This window comes from Kribbella sp. VKM Ac-2566, assembly GCF_004366005.1.
In the GTDB taxonomy this organism is placed as follows: Bacteria; Actinomycetota; Actinomycetes; order Propionibacteriales; family Kribbellaceae; genus Kribbella; species Kribbella pratensis.
The window spans coordinates 54,298-77,035 of the sequence record NZ_SODT01000001.1; the positions used below are offsets into that span (position 1 = coordinate 54,298).

Genomic DNA, 22,738 nt, shown 5'->3' on the forward strand with positions numbered 1-22,738 from the left:
GCTGGTGGGAGCTCCGACACCGCGGGTGGTGCGAGGTCCGACACGGCGGGTAGTGGGAACTCCGACACCGCGGGTGGCGGGAACTCTGATGCCGCGGGTGGTCCGGGCTCCGACGCGGGTAGTGGGAGCTCTCGCGCTGCGGGTAGTGGGAGCTCTCGCGCTGCGGGTAGTGGGAGCTCTCGCGCTGCGGGTGGTGCGAGCTCCGATGCCGCGGGTGGTGGGAGTTCTGCTCGGTCGCTGTGGCGGACGGCGTTGGCGCCCCGGTGGGTCGGTCTTCTCGTGCTCGCCCTGGCGCTCGCGTCGGTCATGACGGTCATGGGCGTGTGGCAACTAGGTGTGTATCAGTCGAAGACGGCCGATGCCACCGCCCAGCGCGCTGCCGCACCTCCGGTCCCGCTGCGGTCGTTGTTCTCGATCGACGAGGGCCTCCCATCGAAGGCTGTCGGCCGTCGAGTGACCGTGGACGGCACCTGGGGCCCGGCTGCGGACCAGGTCCTCGTCGCCGACCGCCTGCAGGACGGGCGAGCTGGACTGTGGGTCGTTTCGCCGTTGAAGCTCTCCAGTACCGACGCGGTGATGATCGTCCGCGGGTGGGTTGCCTCACCTTCTGACCGAGCCGTCACCGCGCCCTCCGGACCGGTGCGGTTGAGTGGGTCCGTAGTGGCCTCCGAAGCAGAGGACTCGTCGGACGATGCCGCCAAGGGACGAGTGCTGTCGTCGCTGCGCATCCCGACGATCGTGCACCTGGTGAACTACCGGTTGTACGACGCATTCGTCGTACAGTCCGCTGTGGACTCAGGCGTCGTACCCTCCCCCGCACCCGCGGTCGTCGCACCGCCCCCGCCCCCCACAGACCACGCCGGCCTGCGCAACGTCGCATACGCCGTCCAGTGGTGGATCTTCGCCGCCTTCACCCTCTGGATGTGGGCCCGCATGGTCCTGGACGCCCACCGCGACCCGAAAGACCCCACGACAACCACCTCCGCCCCAGGCGCCCCCGCCCCAGGCGCCTCCGGGACAGGTGACTCCGGGACAGGTGACTCCGGGACAGGTGACCGTGTCGGGGAGGCTGTGGAGTCAAGCGGTACCGTTTCAGCGTGACTTCCTCTGCCGACCCCGCCACCTCCGCCGGCGCGCAGCCGCTCACTCCGGCCGTCCGCGGCGCGCTGACCCGCTACCGCGTGATCGCGTACGTCGTCGGCGTGATGCTGCTCCTGCTGCTGTTCGTCGCGATGCCGCTGAAGTACCTGGGTGACAACCCCGGCGCGATGAACGTGATCGGCCCCCTGCACGGCTTCCTGTACGTCGTGTACCTGCTCGGCACGTTCGACCTCTTCCGCCGAGTCCGCTGGTCCTTCCCCCGCCTGGTCCTGATGGCCGTCGCAGGAACGATCCCCTTCCTCTCGTTCTACGCCGAACGCAAAACCACCCACGAACTGCTCGGCCGCTAACCCCCGTCACACCGCCCTCTGAAGCACTACCGCGAGCACTCTCGCCCGCCCGTCGCACGGATCCACTCCAACCACTTGCGGGCTGTATCACCGGTAGCGGGCTACATCCCGCCACCGATCACATAACCCGCCTCCCGGAGGCCGTCACCCGCGGCGCAGGACGCGAGACCCGCGGCGCAGAGTGCGAGACCCGCGGCGCAGAGTGCGAGACCCGCGGCGCAGGACGCCAGACTCGCGGCGCAGCACGCGAGATCCGCGGCGCAGCACGCGAGACACAGGGGCGCGTGCCCAGGGGCGCGAGACACAGGAACCGGAGGCGCGATGCACGACGCGGACGACGGCAATCGGGACTGGGAATAGGAAGCGGCTACTGGGCACCTGCTATTTCAGGTGCCCAGTAGCCGTTTCCTGTCCCCACCCTCCACCTGTGCCCCACGGCTGCCCCGCCCCCGCCGCGTACTGCTCCGCGGTCGACGACTCGGTCCACTCGAATGCAGAGCTTGACCCGCGATCTGCACAAGGCCGTCGTGGACTCGATATCGATGGCCGCGCTACCCCCGCTGGAGAGCGGCTGTCCCGCTGGAGCGGCTGTCCTGCTAGAGCGGCTGTTCTGCTAGAGCGAGCGGCGGTCGTCCTGCGGCGTGTTCGGGTTCGTTCGACAACCCTCCAGCGCCGGACGGGACACGGCGTCGAGGTCAGCAAGGCGCTCGCCGCGTTGGCCGCTCCTCCACTGCCGGCCCTGGCCGACACCCCCGCGGAGTGGGCGGCACCCACCTTCTCAACCCGCCCACGCAATGTTTCACATGAAACATTGCGTCAAGTGTCGACATTGATTTGTCGACATATCTCCCTGGCGATCTATTGCACTAGTTCGCACCACGAACTAGCTCTGTGAGCGCGATCCTAAGCCATCTCGTCGAACTTACATCCCTGTGATTCCCAAGACCGATCCCTCCGAGAGCCGCCTCAGCAACCCCCGTTTCACGGCTCGCTAGGCCCCGGATTCACGTCGTACGGCGTAGTGGAGGCGAACCGCACCGGCCGCATCCGACTGCGCCGAGAGCAACTGCAGTCGCGTCGGAAACTCACCGACCGCGAGCGGCGATCCGTCCATGACCGACGGCGTCCCGAGTCCGCCGACCAGTGCGGGCGCCAGCTTCAGGTGCAGCTCGTCGATCAGATCTGCCCGCAACAGCGCACCGTTCAACCCGCCGCCGGCGTTCGACAGGATGCACGAAACGCCGAGTTCCGTTCCCATCGCAGCCACTGCTCGGCTCAGATCGACACGCTCCTCGCCGACAACGAGGTAGCAGATGCGTTCCCGGCGGAGGTACCCGAGGTAGTCGGCCGGAGTCGACCGCGCCACCAGAACCAGTGCATCCCAGTTCTCGTGTCTCTCCGTCCAACGCACTCGTCCGCGACTGTCGACGACGGTGAACCACATGTGCAACGGCGACCGCTGCTCGATGACATCCGCCGGAAGGAAGTGTTTGTAGAGCCCGACCGGGTCGCCGTCGTACGTGGGCAGCCGGGCAGGGATCTCGTCCTCACTCACCAGGCTGCCGCTGCCTTCCAGGACGGCATTACACCCATACCGCTGCCTGACGCTCTCCATGACGTCGATCGCGACCGAGTCCGGCGACTGCGGCGTCATCGACGCCCACAGTTCCGAACTTGGCCGATGCATCAAGAGTGCGTTCCGGGTGAGCGCGACCTTGCCGTCGGCGCTCGCCTCCACGTTGACCACCACACGCGGTCGCTTCTGCACTGCGTCCTCCCCCGGCTCGCTGGATGGGTGGACGCCAAGTTCTACCAGCGGCCGCCGACAATTCGGCAGGCATGTTCGCGGCTGGACCGCGGGGGGTGAGGTCAGTCGTCGGTGGACTTACCCGGGTCCATCAGGCTGACGATGCGCTCCAGGTCGTCCACCGAGGCGAACTCGACGGTGATCTTGCCCTTCGTCTTGCCGAGGTCGACCTTGACGCGGGTTTCGAACCGGTCGGAGAGCCGGTCGGCCAAGTCGACCAGCCGCGGTGCGACCGGCTTGTTGCGGCGGCGCGCCGGTGTGGGATCCTCGGCGCTCATGTCGCCGAGCGAAACGATCTCCTCGACCGTCCGCACCGACAGGCCCTCGGCAACGATCCGCTGCGCGAGCCGCTCGATCGCGTCTCCGCTGGGAAGACCGAGCAGCGCCCGCGCATGGCCGGCGGACAGCACGCCGGCCGCGACCCGACGCTGAACGGAGGCCGGCAGCTTCAGCAGCCGCAGCGTGTTGGAGATCTGCGGCCGGGACCGCCCGATCCGCGTCGCGAGGACTTCCTGCGTGCACCCGAAGTCGTCGAGCATCTGCTGGTACGCCGCCGCCTCTTCCAGTGGGTTCAGCTGGCTCCGGTGGAGGTTCTCCAGGAGCGCGTCCCGCAGCATCGCGTCGTCCGACGTGTCCCGCACGATCGCCGGGATCGTCGCGAGCCCGGCCTGCTGCGTCGCGCGCCAGCGTCGCTCGCCCATGACGAGCTCGTACGAGTCGCCCTCGAGCCGGCGTACGACGATCGGCTGGAGGAGTCCGATCTCCTTGACGGAGTGGACGAGCTCCTCCATCGCCTCCTCGTCGAAGACCGTCCGCGGCTGCTTCGGGTTCGGCGTGATCTTGTCGACGTCGATCTCCGCGAACGACGCCCCCGGCACCGCGGCCAACTCCGGTCCCTGCGGCTCCGCCGGCGTCGTCACCGGGGGTGCCCCCGGGATCGAGCTCGACTTGCTGCCGAGAGTCGTGGTGCCAGGCGCCGGCGAGCTGGGGATCAGCGCACCAAGTCCGCGTCCGAGTCGGGTGTTCATCGCGCTCCCTCGAGGTCGACATCCTGCTGAGCTACTGCTGGCCTACCACAACGCACACCGGACTCCGCTACTCCCGTACCGGCCCTCGTGTCCCGTTTCACGTGAAACGGTGCGTCAGGCGTTGTTCCGCATGGCGATCTCGCGGGACGCCTCGAGATAGGACAGTGCACCGGCCGACGCCGGGTCGTACGCGAGCACGGTCTGCCCGTGGCTCGGAGCCTCCGAGATCCGCACCGAACGCGGCACGGCGGTCCGCAGTACGGCGTCCTTGAAGTGGCCACGCACCTCGGCGGCGACTTCACCAGCCAGCTTTGTGCGGGCGTCGTACATGGTCAGCAGAATCGTCGACACGTCGAGCCCGGGGTTCAGGTGGGACTTGACCATGTTGATGTGGCGGAGCAGCTGCGACAGGCCCTCCAGTGCGTAGTACTCGCTCTGGATCGGGACCAGCACCTCGCGCGCCGCGGTCAGCGCGTTCACCGTCAGCAGGCCGAGTGACGGCGGGCAGTCGATGAAGACGTAGTCGTACTTCTCGCCGGCGGCCTCGGTCTCGGCCAGGTAGGCCTCGAGCACGGTCTTCAGCCGGCTCTCCCGCGCTACGAGGCTGACGAGCTCGATCTCCGCGCCGGCCAGGTCGATCGTTGCCGGGACCACCTGGATCCCGGGGTGTTCCGCGCACGGCTGGATCAGCTTGCCGAGCGGCTCACCTTCGATGACCGCCTCGTACACCCCCGGCGTACCTTCGGCGTGGTCGATGCCCAGGGCCGTCGATGCGTTGCCCTGCGGGTCGAGATCGATGACCAGGATCTTCGCGCCGTACAGAGCGAGGCCGGCTGCGACGTTGACCGTCGTCGTGGTCTTGCCGACACCACCCTTCTGGTTGGCGACGACGAAGACTCGGGTCTGGTCGGGCAGCGGGAATTCACGGCCCATCGTGCGTCCTTCATTCACCAGCAGGGTCCGTTCGGTCGCGGCGGCGATCGGAGTCTCGAGGAGTCGTCGCTGAAGCTCGTCCGACGTGGCCCGCGCGGCGATCTGTGCGGCAGTCATAGCGCCCATTCCAATAGGTGCGGGACTTGGCCCGAAGAGGATGTCTGTAGGGGTCGGGGCGGGTCTACCCCCAGCTCCGTCCACAGGCTTCTGTGGACGAATTCCCGTCTGCGGGGGCAGTTTCATGTGGTCGTCATCCACAGGCGGTGGAGACTCCGAAAGGTCCGGCTCGACGTCCACCAGTGACGCCGAATCGGGCCCGGAACCATCATCCCGCATGTCCGGCGTTTCACGTGAAACGGACGCCGCGTCGTCAGCCACCGGACTGTCGAGACCGGCTGCCGCAGCGGCTCGGAGTCCCGAAGTGTCGATCGGCGGCGACAGGGATGGCTGCTCGGCAGCCGGTGTCGAAGAGGTCTGTGCTGGGGCAGTGGGAGCGGGCTCTTGACTCACCACCTGAACGGCGGAGTCTGGTTCGGTCGGCCAGCCGATGCCCTGTGACGACGTCGGCACGCCGGTGCTCTTCTCGGGCCACCCGAGGGCACGACTCACCAACCCGCTCACCTCCCGTGTCTTCCGTGCCGGGATCCCCCTGCAGCACGTCCGGCCACAATACTCACCACAGTCGTGGGGTTGGCCAGTTCATCGCCGCCGAGTTGGTGAATATGACAAAGCTCTGCGCCGAGCTTCATCAATTCGCGCTCTGAGGCGTCCAGTTCCTCCTCTGCAGACGCCCCTTTCATCGCCAGCATGAGTCCGCCCTCGACACACAACGGCAGACACCACCTGGCCAACTTGGCCAACGGAGCGACGGCCCGAGACGTCACCACGTCGTACGACGCCGGCGGCAGGTCCTCCGCCCTCGCCCGGACGACGGTCGCGTTCTCGAGCTCGAGCAGGTCGACCGCTTCCTCGAGGAAGGTGGTGCGTCGCAGCAACGGCTCGACGAGATCGACCTGGAGATCGGGGCGGACGATCGCGAGCACGATGCCCGGTAGACCGGCACCGGTGCCGACGTCGGCGACCGATGACTCCTCCGGGATCAGCCGCTCGACGACGGCACAGTTCAACAGGTGCCGATCCCAGAGCCGCGGGACCTCGCGCGGGCCGATCAGTCCTCGCAGGGTCCCCTCGGTCGCCAGCAACTCGGCGTACGCCGAAAGCGGCACCGCCGCCCGTGGAAACAGCTTCTCCACGAGCGGCGGTGTTTCACGTGAAACGTAATTCGTCATTGCGGCATCGTCATGGCTGGATCACCACGCGGCGGCGGGGTTCTTCGCCCTCGGACTCCGACGTCAGGCCGGCGGCCGCGACGACGTCGTGCACGACCTTGCGCTCGAACGGCGTCATCGGGTCGAGCCGTACCGGGGTGCCGGTCGCCTTCGCCTCTTCGACCGCCTTGCGGCCGACCTCTTCGAGCTCCGCCTTCCGGTTGGCTCGGTAGTTCGACACGTCGAGCATCAGCCGCGACCGCTCACCGGTCTCCCGGTACACGGCCAGCCGGGTCAGCTCCTGGAGCGCCTCCAGCACCTTGCCGTTCTCACCGACCAGGTTGTTCAGCTCGGCGCCGACGATGGAGACCGCGGCCCGGTCGCCGTCGATGTCCATGTCGATGTCGCCGTCGAGATCGGCGATGTCGAGCAATTCCTCGAGGTAGTCCGCCGCGATATCGCTCTCGGCCTCGAGCGCCTTCAGGCGGTCGCTACCGGAGTTCGTACTGGCGGACTGCTCCGCCGTGTCGGTGTTCTGCATGCCGTCAGTCACGGGCACTCCTTCACAATGTCGGGATCCGCCTCACGGGGACCCGGGGCATTCAAAAGCAAGAGAGGAACTCGGGGTCCGCGGGGTCAGCGCGAGCCGCCGGAGCGCTTCTGCGCCGCCTTCTTCTGCGCGGCCGACTTCGCCGCGGGCTGGCGCTTCGCTCCCGTACCCTTCTTGCCGGCCGGCTGCTTCTTGGCAGCACCGGCCTGAGTCTTGTTCGGAGTGTCCTGCGGCCGCGGGGCGTCCTCCGGAGTCGACGAGGACGTCTGGCCGTTGTTCGCCGCGGCCGCGCCACCTCCCACCGGACCGGTGGTCTTCCGGTCGCTGCGCGACTGCCGCTTCGGCTGCTGTCGCTGCGCCGGACGACGGTCCGTGGTCTCGGTGTCGGTCCCCTCGTCCGCCGTACCCGGGACGCCCTCGTCGGCCGAGCGGCCGTGGCGCAGGTTGCTCTCGCGCTTCCGGGCCTGCATCGCGTCGTACGCCGGAGTGCCCGGAGCGGGGTTGCGGCGGATCACGTAGAACTGCTGGCCCATGGTCCACACGTTGGAGACGAACCAGTAGATCAGCACACCGATCGGGAAGTTGAAGCCACCGACGAGGAAGAAGATCGGGAAGACGTACAGCATGATCTTCTGCATCTGCGCGGCCTGGCCGGTGAGGGCCTCCTTCGGCATGTTCTTGCGCATCAGCTGCAGCTGCGTGGTGAACATCGTCGCCGTCATCAGGATGATCAGCACGATCGCGACGACCTTGACGTTGCCGGCGCCGTCGCCGTTCGCCTTCAGGAAGGTCTGCGAGATCTCGGCGCCGAAGATCTTCGCATGCTGCAGCGACTGGACGTGCGGATCCATGATGCTGCTGTGCGTCTTGCCCTTCGACGCGTAGTCGAGCACGCGGAACAGGGCCAGGAAGATCGGCGACTGCAGCAGCAGCGGCAGGCACGAGGAGAACGGGTTGGTCCCGGTCTCCTTGTACAGCTTCATCATTTCCTGACCGAGCTTCTCCCGGTCGTGGCCGTACTTCTTCTGCAGCTCCTTCATCTTCGGCTGCAGCAGTTGCATGTTCCGGCTGGAGCGGATCTGCCGGACGAACAGTGGAATCAGCAGGGTCCGGATGACGATCGTCAGGCCGGCGATCGAGAGCGCCCAGGCCCAGCCGCCGTTCGGGTCGAGCACCTGGCCGAGCAGCCAGTGCCACCCGACCAGCAGTGCCGATACGGCCCAGTACAGCGGCGTCATCACCGTGTTGAACAGGTCTACGATCCCGTCCCACACCGCGAGCCCGGGGATGGCCAGAAGAGTCACTCACACACCTCGCTGCACAGGCCCGGCGTCGGCTGACGGTCCGGGCTGGTTGGCGGAGAGAGACTCTCCGCGCTGGTCGACATCTCTGGGAGGAACGGGGTCGTAGCCTCCGGGGTTCCACGGGTGGCAGCGAAGGAGTCGTCTCCCCGCCAGCCAGCTACCGCGCACCGCACCGTGGCGTTCGACCGCTTCCAAGGCATACGCCGAACAACTCGGGTAGAACCTGCAGACCTGCCCGTAGAGCGGGCTGATCAGCAGCCGGTACAACTTCAGGAAACCGATGATCCCGCTGCGTACGGGATTGACGCGCATCATGGCCGCAGCGCCCGGCTCAGGGCGCCGTCGACGTCGGCCGCGAGCTCGTCGTACGACGCCGCGGCGGACGACGGGAGCGCGCGGACGACGGTCAGGCTGCCGGCCGGGAGATCGGAGAGCCGCGTGGCCATCACCGCACGCAGACGGCGGTGGACCCGGTTCCGCAGAACCGCATTGCCCACCGCCTTGTTCACAACGAATCCGACGCGCGCCGGGCCGGATTCACCGGCCTGCGCCAGCACGTGCAGAACCACCACGCGTCGCGCCGCGCGCCGTCCGGACCGGACGGCGCGACGGAAGTCGTCGGACCGGCGCAACCGGTTCGACGCGGGCAACACGAGGTGGTCACCGTCAAATGGGTCGCTCAGGCCGCGAGGCGCTGACGACCCTTGCCACGGCGGGCGGCGATGATCGCGCGACCCGCACGGGTACGCATCCGAAGACGGAAGCCGTGCTTCTTGTGCCGACGACGGTTGTTCGGCTGGAACGTCCGCTTGCTCACTGGAATGACTCCGGTTACTCGAGAACACAAAATGTCGACAAATCCACTGATTGGATCTGTCCAAGGTGCCTGTCCTGCACACCGTCGGAGAACCAGAGAACAGATCCCGCAGGGAGCGCAGCACGAAACGGCCGGCTCAACACCGACCGATCCACGGTACGTGCCTGCTTGTGGACAGGTCAAACCAGGTATCCCCAGACTTTTCCACAGGCATGTGGACAGGATAGTGGGCAACCGATCGGGCCAGTGTTCGTCACTGTCCGACCGGAACGACGACAGAGAGCGATTTCGCACCACGACTACGCTCCGGCGTCCACCCGACACGCCGCAGGTTGCCCCCAATTTGCTGTTCATAGCCTGTGGATGACGGCTTGAAGGTGCCTGCTCGGACTTGTTAGCGTCACTCCCTCACACCAGAGGTCCCACACCCCGCGATCGGTAACCAACTTGCTCCGGCGGTCGTTCACAACTGTGGACAACCGTGTGGACAGAGGCCGTACGGTGGTCGGGTCGAACGGTCGCGCAGCCCGGGATCAACTCCGGATCGCGCCGGCCACCGCAGCGACGAAATCGGGGAGCAACGCGTGGTCGAGGACCATTCCGCCAGTGCGGAATTCACACCGGTGGAATTCACCCCCGAGTACCGGGCGGAGTACGGCGCGGACGGCCGGCAGGACCTTCGGCCCGAACCCGACGCCGACATCCGTCCCGAGCCCGAGGCGAACTTCCGCACCGAGGTCCGGCCCGTGCCGGAGCCGCTCCCTCGCGCCGACACGGGACCGGTGACGCCACTGCAGCCACCTGCTCCAACGCCGGCACCGACGCCGGCACCGACCCAGACGCCGACACCGCGGATGGACCCGGGCGACTATCTGAGCCCGTCGCTTCCGATCCCGATGCCCGAGCCGCCCGCCGCGGGGTACCGCCCCGCGCCGCCCGCGTCTCCCTACGGCTACCGCTCCGACCTGGAGCGTGCAGCCACTGATCTTCCGTCCGGCCCGGCGCAGTCCACGGCAGGTACGACGTACTTCGGTGCGGCGCCGGCCGTCAATCAGTACCCCGGTGCGGGTGACGCCTGGGGTACGACGGATTGGGGTACTGGGGGCGGCGATGCACGAGGCGCGGTACCGATCGAGGGGGAGGCACGTGTGGACGATGCAGCCACCAACCAGTGGTCACCCGACAGCCGGCCAACGCAGGAGAGCGCGGCCGCGCACCCGACCGCCGAACACCCTCCAGCCGAGCTCCCCCTACCTGAGCCTGTAGCTCCTCCAGAGCCGGGCACCGACCAACTCTTCTCCGAGGCGCAGCTCCCGGAACAGCACACCCAGGACCACCAGGCGCCCGAACAGCAGGCGCCCGAACAGCAGGCGCCTGAACACCAGGTGCCCGAACAGCAGGCGCCCACTCAGCAGGCACCCGAGCAGCATGTGCCGACTCAGCAGGCACCTGTCGAGCACACACCTGACCAGCAGCCGGCTGAGCCCACCGCACCGCAAGAGCAGGTGACGCAGCAAGAGCACGTGGCACAGCAAGAGCACGTAGCTCAGCAGCAGGTCCCGCAGCAGCACGCTCCGCAAGAGCACGCCCAGCAAGCACCTCAGCAAGCACCTCAGCACCACGCTCCGCAGGAGCACGCTCAGCAGGAGCACGCTCCGCAGGCACCTCAGCAGCAGGCACCTCAGCAGCAGGCACCTCAGCAGCACGTGCCGCAACAGCAGGTGCCGCAACAGCCCACTCACCAGCCGCTTCCGGCAGCTGCGCACAACTCTGCGCCCCAGGACGCGGTTCCTCAGCAGTCCGGATACCAGCAGCCGGCCCAGCAACCGCAGTACGCCCAGCAGCCGAGTGACCAGCAGTCAGCTCCGCAGCACCCGGGCTCACAGCAGCAGGCCCCGCAACAGCAAACGCCGCATCATCAAGCCCCACAGCAGCAGGCACCACAGCAGCAGGCGCCCCAACAGCAGGCACCCCAACAGCAGGGGCAGCCCCAGCAGGGGCAGGCGCCGGCGGTTACGGATCTTGGGGAGGCTTGGGCTCGGGTGCTTGCGGGTCTGCCGCCGAACCAGCGGGCCTGGCTGACCAACTCGCGTCCGGTCACGTTGCACGAGAGCACCGCGATCGTCGCCGTACCCGACGACTTCACCCGCGGTCAGCTCGAGACGCGCCTCCGCCCCGACCTGGAGCGGATCCTCACCGAGAGCTTCGGTCGGGACATCCGGATCGCAGTCACGGTCGACCCGTCCCTCGACCCGGAGGTCCGAGAGCAGCAGGCTCCCCAGCAACCGCAGTACACGCAGCAGCCGGTGCAGAACCCACAGCAGCACTCCCAGCACGCACCGCAACAGCAGCCGATGCAGCAGCAACCGATGCAGCCGGCTCAGCAGCAACCCGCCGTACGCGAACCGCTCCGCACCGACGGCGCGTTCCAGCCGACCATCCAGTCCGCGCTGACCGACCCGGACAACCAGTTCAGCCAGCCTCCGGCCCAAGCGCCGCAGCACTACCAGCAGCAGCCGCAACAGTCTTCGTTCGGCCAGCCGCTCGGATCGGTCGCCCCGCCGCCGAACGGCTCGACGCAGTCAGCCACCGAGGCGCAGGGTGAAGCTCGGCTCAACCCGAAGTACACCTTCGAGACCTTCGTCATCGGTAGCTCGAACCGCTTCGCTCACGCGGCCGCGGTCGCTGTCGCGGAAGCGCCGGGCAAGGCCTACAACCCGCAGCTGATCTACGGCGACTCCGGTCTGGGCAAGACCCACCTGCTGCACGCGATCGGGCACTACGTCCGCAGTCTCTACACCGGCGCCCGCGTGCGGTACGTCTCCAGCGAAGAGTTCACCAACGACTTCATCAACGCGATCCGCGACGACAAGGCCTCCCAGTTCCAGCGCCGGTACCGCGATGTCGACGTACTGCTGATCGACGACATCCAGTTCCTGGAAGGCAAGATCCAGACCCAGGAAGAGTTCTTCCACACCTTCAACACGCTGCACAACGCGAACAAGCAGATCGTGATCAGCTCCGACCGCGCGCCGAAACGCCTGGAGGCGCTGGAGGACCGGCTGCGGAACCGGTTCGAGTGGGGCCTGATCACCGACATCCAGCCGCCCGACCTCGAGACCCGGATCGCGATCCTGCGGAAGAAGGCCGCCACCGAGCGGCTGACGGCGCCGCCGGAGGTGCTGGAGTTCATCGCGTCGAAGGTGCAGACGAACATCCGGGAGCTCGAGGGCGCCCTGATCCGCGTCACCGCGTTCGCCAGCCTGAACCGGCAGCCGGTCGACCTCAGCCTCGCCGAGATCGTGCTGAAGGACCTGATTCCCGAAGGCAGCAAGCCCGAGGTGACCGCGAGCATGATCATGGGCCAGACCGCGTCGTACTTCGGTCTCTCGATCGACGACCTGTGCGGTTCGAGCCGCAGCCGGGTGCTCGTGACGGCCCGTCAGATCGCCATGTATCTGTGCCGCGAGCTGACCGATCTGTCGCTGCCGAAGATCGGCCAGCAGTTCGGCGGCCGCGACCACACGACGGTGATGCACGCCGAACGGAAGATCCGGCAACTGATGTCGGAACGGCGCAGCGTCTTCAATCAGGTCACCGAACTGACCAACCGGATCAAGCACCAGGCCAAGCAGCAATAACCACACAGGCTGGGGACACAGCTGTGGAAAACTGTGGGTATCGCCGTGGAAAGGTCCGGTCGGAGTGTGGATTCGCTGTGGGGACAGATTTCGCCGTCCACGGCCGTCCCCAGCACAAGCGAGCGTCGTCCACACGGCGTCCCCACCCCGAAACAGGGTCTGACCTGCGAAGTCGGGGCTTTTCCACAGTATCCACCGGTGCGAAGAACACTATGGAATCTGTAGAGAGATCGAAGGCCACAAAACGATCGAGCGGCCCGATCTGGGGAAAACCCCGATCTCGCGCCGGCTTGCCGGACCTGTCAGGCTGTTCCCGGAAGCACGAAAAGCACGACCGGTACGACGACGACGCGACCCGCCCGAAGCGCCACGTCTGGCCCGATTGGCGCACAGCACACTTGTCCGTGGCAGGATCTGCCTGGCACACAGCCGAAACAGGAGGCACCCAGCGGTGAAGTTTCGCGTCGAGCGCGACGTACTGGCCGAGTCGGTGGCCTGGGCCGCGCGCAGTTTGCCCAGTCGTCCCAGCGTCCCGATCCTTGCCGGCCTTCTGGTCGAGGCCGAGGACGGGCAGATCACCCTGTCCGGCTTCGACTACGAGACCTCGGTCCGGGTGACGGTCCCCGCGCAGGTGGCCGACGCCGGCAAGTGCCTGATCTCCGGCCGGCTTGTCGCCGACATCTCCAAGAGTCTTCCGAACCAGCCCGTGGACGTCGCGGTGGACGGCGCGAAGGCACAGGTCACCTGTGGCAGTTCGCGCTTCACGCTCCAGACGCTTCCCACAGAGGAATATCCGGCCCTTCCGGAGCTTCCGGCGGCCAGCGGCACGGTGAAGGCCGACGTCTTCGCCCAGGCCGTCTCACAGGTCGTGACCGCGGCCGGCCGTGAGGACACGCTGCCGGTGCTGACCGGTGTCCGGGTCGAGATCGAGGGCTCCACGATCTCCCTGCTGGCCACCGACCGCTACCGGTTGGCGATCCGTGAGCTGGAGTGGAACCCACAGTCCCCCGATGCCTCGGCCGCTGCGCTGATTCCGGCGCGTGTGCTGTCCGAGACGGCGAAGGCGATGACCGGCTCCGACGTGATCGTCTCGCTGGCCGCGCCTGGTACCGGTGACGGCATCGTCGGCTTCGAGGGTGAGGTGGCCGGCGGCAGTCGCCGTGCGACCACCCGGTTGCTGGACGGCGAGTTCCCGAAGGTCCGCGGCATCATCCCGACCGACGCGGCGATCGCGACCCGGGTCCGGATCGACACTGCGACCCTTGTCGAGGCCGTCAAGCGCGTCGCCCTCGTCGCCGAGCGCAACGCTCCGGTCCGGTTGACCTTCGAGGAGGACACCGTGACGCTCGACGCCGGCAGCGGTGACGAGGCGCAGGCGTCCGAGTCGCTCGAGGCGCGGGTCGTCGGCGAGCCGGTGACCGTAGGCTTCAATCCGACGTACCTGCTCGACGGTCTCGGCGCGATCGGTACGCCGGTTGCGCACCTGGCCTTCACGCAGGCCACGAAGCCGGCCGAACTGACCGGTGTGAGGGACTTCGACGGCGAACCGATCAGCGAGTTCCGCTACGTGCTGATGCCGGTCCGCCTGAACAGCTGAACACCAACAGAACAAGGGGATTCACGATGGAGCTCGGCCTTGTCGGTCTCGGCAAGATGGGCGGCAACATGCGCCAGCGGATCCGCAACGCCGGTCACACGGTGGTCGGATTCGACCACAACCAGGACATCTCCGACGCCAAGGACCTGGCCGACATGGTCGGCAAGCTCACCGCGACCGACCAGCCGAAGGTCGTCTGGGTGATGGTCCCGGTGCAGGCGATCGACCCGGTCGTCACCGAGCTGGCCGAGCTGCTCTCCCCCGGCGACATCGTCATCGACGGCGGCAACAGCCGCTGGACCGACGACACCCGTCGTGCCGCCCAGCTCGCCGAGAAGGACATCCGCTTCGTCGACTGCGGCGTCTCCGGCGGTGTGTGGGGTCTGGAGAACGGCTACGCGCTGATGTGCGGCGGTGACCAGGAGACCGTCGACATCGTGATGCCGATCTTCGAGGCATTGAAGCCCGAGGGCGACTTTGGGTTCGTCCACGCCGGCAAGGTCGGCGCCGGACACTTCTCGAAGATGGTCCACAACGGCATCGAGTACGCGATCATGCAGGCGTATGCCGAGGGCTTCGAGCTGCTCGAGGCCGCGGACATCGTGGACAACGTGCCGGAGACGTTCGAGTCGTGGCGCGAGGGCACCGTGATCCGGTCCTGGCTGCTGGACCTGATGGTCAACGCCCTCAAGGACGACACCCACCTGGACAAGATCCGCGGGTACGCCGAGGACTCCGGCGAGGGCCGGTGGACCGTCGAGGCCGCGATCGACAACGCCGTACCGGTGCCGGCCATCGCCGCGTCGCTGTTCGCCCGGTTCGCGTCCCGGCAGGACGACTCGCCGGCGATGAAGGCGATCGCCGCGATGCGCAACCAGTTCGGCGGGCACGCGGTGAAGGGCGCCGAGGCGGCCGACCCGTCGTACGCGACACCGCCGACCAAGCACTGAGGTGTACGTCACCGCCCTGGGTCTGCTCGACTTCCGGTCCTACCAGCAGGCGGAGGTCCAGCTCACTCCGGGCGTGACGTCCTTCGTCGGGCCGAACGGCCACGGCAAGACCAACCTGGTCGAGGCGATCCACTACACCGCGACCCTCGGTTCGCACCGGGTGGCGAACGACGCACCGCTGGTGCGGGCCGGCGCCACCAGGGCGATCGTGCGGACGGAGATCCGCAGCCAGTACGACCGCGACGTGGTGGTCGAGCTGGAAATCAATCCTGGAAAGGCAAACCGGGCCCGGGTCAACCGCTCGCCGGTGCCGCGACCACGCGAAGTGCTCGGACTGCTCCGCACGGTGCTGTTCGCGCCGGAGGATCTCGCGCTGGTGAAGGGCGACCCGTCCGAGCGTCGGCGGTTCCTGGACGAACTGCTGACGCTGCGGTCACCGCGGATGGCCGGTGTACGGCAGGACTACGACCGGGTGCTGAAGCAACGGAACTCGTTGCTGCGGAGCGCGTCGCAGGCCCGCCGGCAGAACCGCTCGAGTGCCGCCGAGAGCCAGTTGCGCACGCTCGAGGTCTGGGATTCGAACCTGGCACGCGCCGGGTCCGAGCTGCTGGCGACCCGCCTGGAGTTGCTGGAGGCGCTGCGTCCGTTGGTGTCCAGCGCGTACGACGCTGTTGCCCGGGGCAAGGGTGATGCGCGGCTCGAGTACAAGTCGTCCGTGCTGCTCGAGCCCGGCGTCATGTCGCGGGAGCAGCTCGAGGAGGTGCTGCTCGCGGCGGTGCGGGACAAGCGGCAGGACGAGCTCGACCGTGGTGTGTCGCTGGTCGGCCCGCACCGCGACGACGTCGTACTGGGGCTCGGGGACTTGCCTGCGAAGGGGTATGCGAGTCACGGTGAGTCCTGGTCGTTCGCGCTCGCGCTGCGGCTGGCGTCGTACGACCTGCTGCGCGCGGACGGAGGTGAACCGGTGCTGATCCTCGACGACGTTTTCGCCGAGCTCGACTCGCAGCGCCGGGACCGGCTGGCCGAGCTGGTCGCGCCGGCCGAGCAGGTGCTGGTGACCGCGGCGGTCGGTGCGGACGTGCCCGATGAGCTGAGCGGGGCGCGCTTCGAGGTGGGTGAAGGGGTCGTTCAGCGTGCCTGAACCCCCGGATTCCTCTGAGAGCGGCTCCGAGAGCGAGCAGGTTCACGACAAGCAGGGCCTGGAGCTGGCGAAATCGCTGGCAGCGCGGCTGAAGCAGCAGGCGGCGAAGGGCGGCATCATGCCGGTCAAACGCCGCCGGCGGCCGCCGATCGGCGGCGCCCAGATCAGCAGCGCCCGCCCCGACGACCGCGACCCGCAACGCCTGACCAGCACCCTCGGCCGGCTGATGCGCGACCAGGGCTGGGAGGTCGACGTCGCCGTCCACGGCGTGATGGCCCGCTGGCCGTCCATCGTCGGCGCGGAAATGGCCGAACACTGCAAGCCGGAGTCGTACGACGACACAGTGCTGACCGTCCGTACGTCGTCGACCGCGTGGAAGGTCCAGCTCGACCTGCTGGTCCCGCAACTACTCTTCCGGCTGAACGCCGAACTCGGCGAAGGAACTGTCTCCCAGGTCAAGGTCCTCGGCCCCAACACCTACACCTGGCGCAAGGGTCCCCGCACCGTCCGCGGCGGCCGCGGCCCCCGGGACACCTACGGATAACGGCCTGAATTGCTGGGAGGACCCGGCCCTCCCCTAGGATCAGGCGCGATGCGTACGCTCGTTGACGGCTTTCGCGAGATGGTCCACCTGATCGGAGATACCTTCCGGCTCTGGTGGAAGAACCTCCTGCCCATGACCACCTGGTGGCTCGCCGGCTTCGTCGGGTTCACGGTGTGCGCGCAGGGCGCGATTTGGCTGGCACAGCACCTGCACTCGAGTCTGGGCACCGGCCTGTTCGCGGTCGGCGTACTGCTGCAGATCACCGCGTCGGTCGGCATGATCCGGACCTGTGCGATGTCGCTCTACCGCTGGCGGGACGCGGCGAGCAACGAGGCCGAGGAAACGTCCGACCCGACGCAGCGTGGCCTGCTGGAGTTGCTGGCGGTCACGCTGCTGCCGTTGGTCGCGGTCTGGTCGGCGTGGGGCTTCTTCGACGAACAGGTCAGTCAACTGAGCGCGACGTTCATGGTCCAGAACGGGACGCAGCCTGGCTCGTCCTTCTTCAAGCTCGGCAATCACAACTGGCACGGGTACTTGCCCGCGCTCGCCGTACTGCTGGTGTTGCGCCGGGTGTTCCAGGCCATCGACGACCGGTGGCCGAGCCGTCCGGTGAAGTTCGCCCAGGTCTGGGCCGAGGCCTTCTTCGTGCTGCTCACGTTCGTGATCACGCCGTTCGCGATCGGCCAGGGCAAGGAGTGGTTCAAGGACCGCTCGTTCTGGTACTGGTCGCTGGACTGGTGGGACGGCTTCAAGGGTTTCTTCGAGAAGATCCACATCCCGATCCCGGCCGGCATCGAGTTCCTCTGGGGCTTCTTCTGGGAGTCCCTCTGGCCGCTGTTCAAGCTGGGCGTCGCGGAGCCGCTGACGTGGCTGGCGATCACCACCGTGGTTTTCGGTCACCGCGTGCTCTCGGGCGGCGGTGTGTTCCGGGGTACGCGGCTGGAACGCCGACTCGGCGCGCACGTCGAGCAGCAGGAGGCGCCGCAGCGGGGCCGGCTGGTCGGCCTGACCTACAAGGCCCCGGACCTGCTGCTGGCGGGCGTGCGGGAGAAGTTCTACCCCGCGATCAACGCGTTCCGCCTCCTCGTCCGGGTCGGACCGGTGTTCCTCGGCGTGGTCTGCCTCGTCTACACGTTCTGGGTGCTCGGTAACGACTGGGCGTTCGTGGTGTTCCAGCGGATGCTCGGCATCCACGGCCAGTACTGGGGCCTGATGAACCACGAGATCGCGAACCTGATCCAGCGGCTGCTGTTCGAGCCGCTGCGGATCGCGCTTCTGGCGGCCGCCTTCGACCTGTGCATCTCGGTCGGCAACGAGCGGCGCGCCGAGGCGGCGGCGATCGCCGAGGCCAAGGCGCCGCCGCCGGCCAAGCAGCCGGTTCCCGTGAACGCCTGACCGCAGCCGCGGTCAGGGAGTGATCAGGACCCGTCGGTGGACGTAAAAGTCCTCGACGGTCAGGCCGATCAGGTTCGGTACGGCGCTCTTCGGGACGATGTAGACCTTGGCGACCTTCCCCGGCTTGTCGATCGTGAACGGGTGGTCGTCGTCGCCGCAGAAGGTCGGCAGCGGGTAGCCGGTCGCCAGGGTGTCGTCCCAGGTGTTGCCCTTGCTGTCCCGCAGCAGCGCGTCACAGCTGAATCCCCGGTCGTCGAGGTGGAGTCCCTTGCGTGGCGTCACGGTGAGCGTGGCCAGCACGAAGATCGACCCGGCCGGTGCGTCGAGCTGGATCGCCTCGCCGTCCTCGTTCAGGACCGACGTGTAGGCCTTCAGCGAGTCCAGTTTCCACTCGATGTCCTGGACCGTGACCGGGCCTTGGCTGACGACCTCGTCGATCCGTCCCTGGTTGTAGATCCGCTCGCCGTCGCTCAGATACGGATGGAGCACCGTGAACGTCCCCACGCCCAGCAGGGCGATCAGCAAAGCGATCTGAACGGCCAGCCGGCTCGCCCGGCTCGCGAGGTTCACGACGCCACCCGGGTGACGTCGTCGTTGACGACGTACTGGTCGACGGCGCCGTCGACCATCTGCTGGGCGATGGCCTCGGTCGGGACGCCCAGGTCGACGCGGATCTCGGAGTTGTACACGTTGAAGAACATGGTCGGCTTGAGTCTCAGGGTCAGGCCCTTCAGATCGGCCGGGTTGGCCTCGAAGACGACGGTCCCGGTGCTCGCGAAGCCGGCGTCGGGAAAGTCGATTCGGCTCTCGCTGGGGTCGCTGACCTTCTGGTACACGCTGCCCCCGTCGGTGATCAGCGTCGGGGTGAACGAATCGGGGTCCTTCACGCCGCGGATCGCGTCCCATTCGACCGCCACGAAGACGCCGTTGGTGTCGAACGGCTTGTCGTCGTCACCCGCATCGGCGCTGACGATCGATTTGGCGAACTTGATCCGGATGACCTTCATCGTCGACCCGCTGCCGGCGTACGGGAGCGCCTCACCGATGGTGCCGTGGACGACCTTCAGGTTCTGGTCATCGCCGTAGACGTGGTCGGGGCCCGCCAGTCGGGTCACCCCGCCGAGGAGGACGAACAGCAGGCCGACCAGGACGGTCGCCGGGCGGTAGAGCTTCATCGATTCTTCCCGTCGTCGACGACAACGGTCGGCTTGAGCCGTACGACGGCCGCCGCATCCTCGTTGTGCCAGTACGGCTTCTCGTTCAGTCCGAGCGAGCCGTTGTCACCCTCGTAGTGCTCCTGGAGGACCCCGATCTCGACGACGTCGGCAGTGAAGTCCGGATCGACGTCGAACTTGGTGCTGCACTCTTCCGGCGGCAGTCCGTAGACCAACTCCCAGTTCAGGCCGCCGTGGCAGTCACCGCCGTTGGACTCGATCAGGTCCTTGCCCCCGCCCGGAACGAACTTGAGCAGGCGGCCGCTCACCGACTCGCTCTTCTGTTCCTCGGTGTCGATGTTCTTCGCGGTGAAGTACACGCGCAGTGTTGTCTCGGCCTTGCTGTAGTCGGTCTTCGGCTTCCGGACGATCTCCGCCTTGGTGAAGTTGAACTCGAACCGGCCGGCCGTCACCGTCGCCGGGGCATCCAGGGTCGGGACCGTGCGGCCCTTCTTCTCCTTCCAGCCGCCGGTGGCCAGAATCACCAGGGCAGCCGCCACGATGAGGGCGATCAGCAGCAACCAGATCCGCCGGTGCCGGTGAATCACCCGGTCGGCGATCATCGCGTCGATGACCTCGTCGAGACTTTCCACGGCTGCGATCCTAAGGGGCGGTGGGTGCGCGCCGGGCACCCGTCGCCCCAGGCCGCCTCGAACCGGTCTGAGCGGTCTGGACCGGTGAGTGCCGCAACGGTCAGTGGCGAAACAGCCGGAGGCCACTGAGTGCCCGTGAGCGCTTTCTGGCCCCCCACCCGCGAGAGGGGACATGGAGATGAGGGAGAAAAGACGCCCTGAGGTGAGTTTCGGGCGGCTGGTGGCAGGTTCTGCTTCGGTCGACGGGTAGAATGGACGGAGTAGAGCGAGCCGCACCTCTGCCATCACCGTGGAGGGCGGCTCAACTGTGCCGCGATGCCTCGCGAACGCGGGGTCCGAGGAGGACAACAGCCGGTGACCGACGAGCCGACCGAGATCGACGCCAACCAGTCCGCCGACCCCATCGGCACCGCCGCAACCAGCGAGGAACTCCCCGCGTTGGTCGACGCCATCCCGTCGAACCTCGTTGAGCGCGAGTACGACGCGAGCGCGATCCAGGTGCTCGAGGGTCTGGACGCGGTGCGCAAGCGTCCGGGGATGTACATCGGGTCCACCGGTGAGCGCGGCCTGCACCACCTCGTCACCGAGGTGGTCGACAACGCCGTCGACGAGGCGATGGCCGGGTACGGCGATCGGATCGTCGTCACCCTGCTGCCCGACGGCGCGGTCAGCGTCGAGGACAACGGCCGCGGTATTCCGGTCGACATCGTCGAGTCCGAGGGCAAGCCGGCCGTCACCGTCGTACTGACGGTCCTGCACGCCGGCGGCAAGTTCGGCGGCGGTGGCTACAAGGTGTCCGGTGGTCTGCACGGCGTCGGTGTGTCCGTCGTGAACGCGCTGTCCACCCGGCTCAAGGTCGACGTGCGGTTGAAGGGCAAGCTGTACACGCAGTCCTTCACGCACGGCGTCCCGGACGAGGACCTCGCCGAGATCGGTACGTCGGAGTCGAACGGGACGACCGTGACTTTCTGGGCGGACCCGGACGTCTTCGAGACCACGACGTACTCGTACGAGACGCTGGCGACCCGGTTCCGCGAGATGGCCTTCCTGAACAAGGGCCTCGAGATCGTGATCCGGGACGAGCGTCCGGACCACACCGAGGACGGCCACCCGGTCGAGCAGTCCTTCAAGGCCGAGAACGGCCTGGTCGACTACGTGAAGTACCTGACCGGCATCCGCGAGACCGTGCATCGCGACGTGATCTCGTTCGAGGCCGCGGCCAACGGCGAGAACAGCATGAGCCTCGAGGTCGCGCTGCAGTGGAGCGGCTCGTTCCAGGAGTCGGTGCACACCTTCGCGAATGCGATCAACACGCACGAGGGCGGCACTCACGAAGAGGGCTTCCGGGCCGCTCTCACCTCACTGGTCAACTCGTTCGGCGAGGACCAGGGCATGATCAAGAAGAAGGAGGACAGACTTACCGGTGACGACATCCGGGAAGGTCTGACCGCGATCATCTCGGTCAAGCTCGCCGAGCCGCAGTTCGAGGGCCAGACCAAGACCAAGCTCGGCAACACCGAGGTGAAGGGCTTCGTCCAGCGAGTCGTGAACGACCGGCTCGGCGCGTGGTTCGAGCAGAACCCGGCCGAGGGTCGCGAGATCATCCGCAAGGCGACCGCCGCGGCGAGCGCCCGGATCGCGGCCCGCAAGGCCCGCGACCTGGCCCGCAACCGCAAGGGCCTGCTGGGTGGCGGTGGCCTGCCGGGCAAGCTGGCCGACTGCCAGTCGACGAACCCGGAGGAGTGCGAGGTCTACATCGTCGAGGGTGACTCGGCGGGCGGCTCCGCGAAGGGCGGCCGGGACCCGAAGTTCCAGGCCATCCTGCCGATCCGGGGCAAGATCCTGAACGTCGAGAAGGCCCGGATCGACAAGGTCCTGCAGAACAACGAGGTCCAGGCGATCATCTCCGCGCTCGGCACCGGGATCCACGAGGACTTCGACGAGGAGAAGCTGCGGTACCACAAGATCGTGATCATGGCCGACGCCGACGTCGACGGCCAGCACATCCGGACGCTGCTGCTGACCCTGCTGTTCCGCTTCATGCGCCCGCTGATCGAGCGCGGTCACGTGTACGCCGCGCAGCCGCCGCTGTACAAGATCCGCTGGAGCAACGGGCCCGACGAGCTCGCGTACACCGACCGTGAGCGCGACGGACTGCTCGAGGCCGGCTACGAGGCGGGCAAGAAGCTGCCCAAGGAGAACCCGATCCAGCGCTACAAGGGTCTGGGCGAGATGAACGCGAACGAGCTGTGGGACACCACGATGGACCCGGCCAACCGCGTGCTGCTGCAGATCACGCTGGACGATGCGATCCGTGCCGACGAGACGTTCCAGACGCTGATGGGCGACGACATCGAGGCGCGGCGCAGTTTCATCCAGCGCAACGCCAAGGACGTCCGCTTCCTCGACATCTGATCTCGCCGCTGCTCACCGACGTACTGATCTGAACGGGACTTTTTCATGACCGAGACCCCCACCACGCCGGGCCACGACCGCGTCGAGCCC

General features: G+C 67.4%; 20 protein-coding genes and 1 pseudogene. 9 read left to right on the plus strand and 12 right to left on the minus strand.

The features are described 5' to 3' along the window. Window positions 1-279 precede the first annotated feature (279 nt). Window positions 280-1,101 carry an SURF1 family protein gene (locus EV647_RS00275; RefSeq protein WP_238176946.1) on the plus strand — a complete coding sequence of 274 codons (822 nt, stop codon included), beginning with the start codon at window positions 280-282 and terminating at the stop codon, window positions 1,099-1,101. Beyond that, window positions 1,098-1,451 carry a DUF3817 domain-containing protein gene (locus EV647_RS00280; protein WP_133996524.1) on the plus strand — a complete coding sequence of 118 codons (354 nt, stop codon included), beginning with the start codon at window positions 1,098-1,100 and terminating at the stop codon, window positions 1,449-1,451. The genes EV647_RS00275 and EV647_RS00280 overlap by 4 nt, the downstream gene beginning before the upstream one ends. A 991-nt stretch (window positions 1,452-2,442) precedes the next feature. On the opposite strand, the gene EV647_RS00285 is transcribed toward EV647_RS00280, so the two are convergent. From EV647_RS00285 to rpmH, 9 genes and pseudogenes are all read right to left on the minus strand, one after another. Continuing rightward, entirely contained in the window at window positions 2,443-3,219 is a 777-nt protein-coding gene (locus EV647_RS00285; RefSeq protein ID WP_166680170.1) for a RibD family protein, read from the minus strand. A gap of 101 nt (window positions 3,220-3,320) precedes the next feature. Then, entirely contained in the window at window positions 3,321-4,286 is a 966-nt protein-coding gene (locus EV647_RS00290; protein ID WP_133996530.1) for a ParB/RepB/Spo0J family partition protein, read from the minus strand. Between the two features lie 114 nt (window positions 4,287-4,400). Further along, window positions 4,401-5,336: a ParA family protein gene (locus EV647_RS00295; RefSeq protein WP_305000158.1), complete on the minus strand. Its 936-nt coding sequence runs from the start codon at window positions 5,334-5,336 to the stop codon at window positions 4,401-4,403. A 500-nt stretch (window positions 5,337-5,836) separates the two neighbouring features. After that, window positions 5,837-6,508 (minus strand): 16S rRNA (guanine(527)-N(7))-methyltransferase RsmG, encoded by a 672-nt coding sequence (gene rsmG / locus EV647_RS00300; RefSeq protein WP_133996533.1) that lies wholly within the window; start codon window positions 6,506-6,508, stop codon window positions 5,837-5,839. 10 nt (window positions 6,509-6,518) lie between these two features. Then, entirely contained in the window at window positions 6,519-7,028 is a 510-nt protein-coding gene (locus tag EV647_RS00305) for a R3H domain-containing nucleic acid-binding protein (protein ID WP_133997185.1), read from the minus strand. Between the two features lie 323 nt (window positions 7,029-7,351). After that, window positions 7,352-8,275 (minus strand): annotated as a pseudogene (gene yidC, locus EV647_RS00310) (membrane protein insertase YidC); the annotation flags it as partial. A 66-nt stretch (window positions 8,276-8,341) separates the two neighbouring features. Next, the gene (gene yidD, locus EV647_RS00315; RefSeq protein WP_311136377.1) at window positions 8,342-8,656 is read right to left on the minus strand and encodes a membrane protein insertion efficiency factor YidD; all 315 of its coding nucleotides are present in this window, start codon (window positions 8,654-8,656) and stop codon (window positions 8,342-8,344) included. Continuing rightward, window positions 8,653-8,994: a ribonuclease P protein component gene (gene rnpA / locus EV647_RS00320; RefSeq protein ID WP_133996540.1), complete on the minus strand. Its 342-nt coding sequence runs from the start codon at window positions 8,992-8,994 to the stop codon at window positions 8,653-8,655. The genes yidD and rnpA overlap by 4 nt, the downstream gene beginning before the upstream one ends. A 26-nt stretch (window positions 8,995-9,020) precedes the next feature. Then, on the minus strand, window positions 9,021-9,158 hold the full coding sequence (gene rpmH / locus EV647_RS00325) for a 50S ribosomal protein L34 (protein WP_130386492.1): 138 nt from the start codon (window positions 9,156-9,158) through the stop codon (window positions 9,021-9,023). A gap of 584 nt (window positions 9,159-9,742) precedes the next feature. On the opposite strand from rpmH, the gene dnaA reads away from it, so the two are divergent. The 6 genes from dnaA (at window position 9,743) to EV647_RS00355 (ending at window position 18,426) form a co-directional block, all read left to right on the plus strand. Then, window positions 9,743-12,799, plus strand: a complete 3,057-nt coding sequence (dnaA, locus tag EV647_RS43565; protein ID WP_370341992.1) for a chromosomal replication initiator protein DnaA — start codon at window positions 9,743-9,745, stop codon at window positions 12,797-12,799. Between the two features lie 451 nt (window positions 12,800-13,250). Further along, window positions 13,251-14,396, plus strand: coding sequence for a DNA polymerase III subunit beta (gene dnaN, locus EV647_RS00335; RefSeq protein ID WP_133996546.1), 1,146 nt, complete (start codon window positions 13,251-13,253; stop codon window positions 14,394-14,396). 26 nt (window positions 14,397-14,422) lie between these two features. Continuing rightward, window positions 14,423-15,346, plus strand: coding sequence for a phosphogluconate dehydrogenase (NAD(+)-dependent, decarboxylating) (gene gnd / locus EV647_RS00340; protein ID WP_133996549.1), 924 nt, complete (start codon window positions 14,423-14,425; stop codon window positions 15,344-15,346). Window position 15,347: 1 nt separating this feature from the next. Beyond that, the gene (gene recF / locus EV647_RS00345) at window positions 15,348-16,487 is read left to right on the plus strand and encodes a DNA replication/repair protein RecF (protein ID WP_133996552.1); all 1,140 of its coding nucleotides are present in this window, start codon (window positions 15,348-15,350) and stop codon (window positions 16,485-16,487) included. Further along, window positions 16,480-17,031 carry a DUF721 domain-containing protein gene (locus tag EV647_RS00350; protein ID WP_133996555.1) on the plus strand — a complete coding sequence of 184 codons (552 nt, stop codon included), beginning with the start codon at window positions 16,480-16,482 and terminating at the stop codon, window positions 17,029-17,031. Before recF ends, EV647_RS00350 begins: the two co-directional genes overlap by 8 nt. A 48-nt stretch (window positions 17,032-17,079) precedes the next feature. Then, a complete protein-coding gene (locus tag EV647_RS00355) occupies window positions 17,080-18,426 on the plus strand; it encodes a hypothetical protein (protein WP_133996558.1) in 1,347 nt (448 codons plus the stop codon). Window positions 18,427-18,438: 12 nt separating this feature from the next. Here the strand turns inward: EV647_RS00355 and EV647_RS00360 are convergent, their stop codons facing one another. The 3 genes from EV647_RS00360 to EV647_RS00370 are packed head-to-tail and all read right to left on the minus strand — an operon-like array spanning window position 18,439 to window position 20,233. Next, window positions 18,439-18,996: a hypothetical protein gene (locus EV647_RS00360; protein ID WP_133996561.1), complete on the minus strand. Its 558-nt coding sequence runs from the start codon at window positions 18,994-18,996 to the stop codon at window positions 18,439-18,441. Then, window positions 18,993-19,601 carry a hypothetical protein gene (locus tag EV647_RS00365; protein ID WP_133996564.1) on the minus strand — a complete coding sequence of 203 codons (609 nt, stop codon included), beginning with the start codon at window positions 19,599-19,601 and terminating at the stop codon, window positions 18,993-18,995. Before EV647_RS00365 ends, EV647_RS00360 begins: the two co-directional genes overlap by 4 nt. Further along, on the minus strand, window positions 19,598-20,233 hold the full coding sequence (locus tag EV647_RS00370) for a hypothetical protein (RefSeq protein WP_133996568.1): 636 nt from the start codon (window positions 20,231-20,233) through the stop codon (window positions 19,598-19,600). Before EV647_RS00370 ends, EV647_RS00365 begins: the two co-directional genes overlap by 4 nt. A gap of 354 nt (window positions 20,234-20,587) precedes the next feature. Between EV647_RS00370 and gyrB the strand changes: the two genes are divergently transcribed. Continuing rightward, window positions 20,588-22,648 (plus strand): DNA topoisomerase (ATP-hydrolyzing) subunit B, encoded by a 2,061-nt coding sequence (gyrB, locus tag EV647_RS00375; protein ID WP_238175382.1) that lies wholly within the window; start codon window positions 20,588-20,590, stop codon window positions 22,646-22,648. Window positions 22,649-22,738 lie beyond the last annotated feature (90 nt).

What these genes read in the sequence shown, in the direction of transcription:
- gnd (WP_133996549.1), top strand. Translation starts at nt 14,423, where the DNA reads ATGGAGCTCGGCCTTGTCGGTCTCGGCAAGATGGGCGGCAACATGCGC.
- EV647_RS00305 (WP_133997185.1), bottom strand. Translation starts at nt 7,028, where the DNA reads ATGCAGAACACCGACACGGCGGAGCAGTCCGCCAGTACGAACTCCGGT.
- EV647_RS00290 (WP_133996530.1), bottom strand. Translation starts at nt 4,286, where the DNA reads ATGAACACCCGACTCGGACGCGGACTTGGTGCGCTGATCCCCAGCTCG.
- EV647_RS00355 (WP_133996558.1), top strand. Translation starts at nt 17,080, where the DNA reads ATGCGTACGCTCGTTGACGGCTTTCGCGAGATGGTCCACCTGATCGGA.
- EV647_RS00295 (WP_305000158.1), bottom strand. Translation starts at nt 5,336, where the DNA reads ATGACTGCCGCACAGATCGCCGCGCGGGCCACGTCGGACGAGCTTCAG.
- EV647_RS00365 (WP_133996564.1), bottom strand. Translation starts at nt 19,601, where the DNA reads ATGAAGCTCTACCGCCCGGCGACCGTCCTGGTCGGCCTGCTGTTCGTC.
- yidD (WP_311136377.1), bottom strand. Translation starts at nt 8,656, where the DNA reads ATGATGCGCGTCAATCCCGTACGCAGCGGGATCATCGGTTTCCTGAAG.
- rsmG (WP_133996533.1), bottom strand. Translation starts at nt 6,508, where the DNA reads ATGACGAATTACGTTTCACGTGAAACACCGCCGCTCGTGGAGAAGCTG.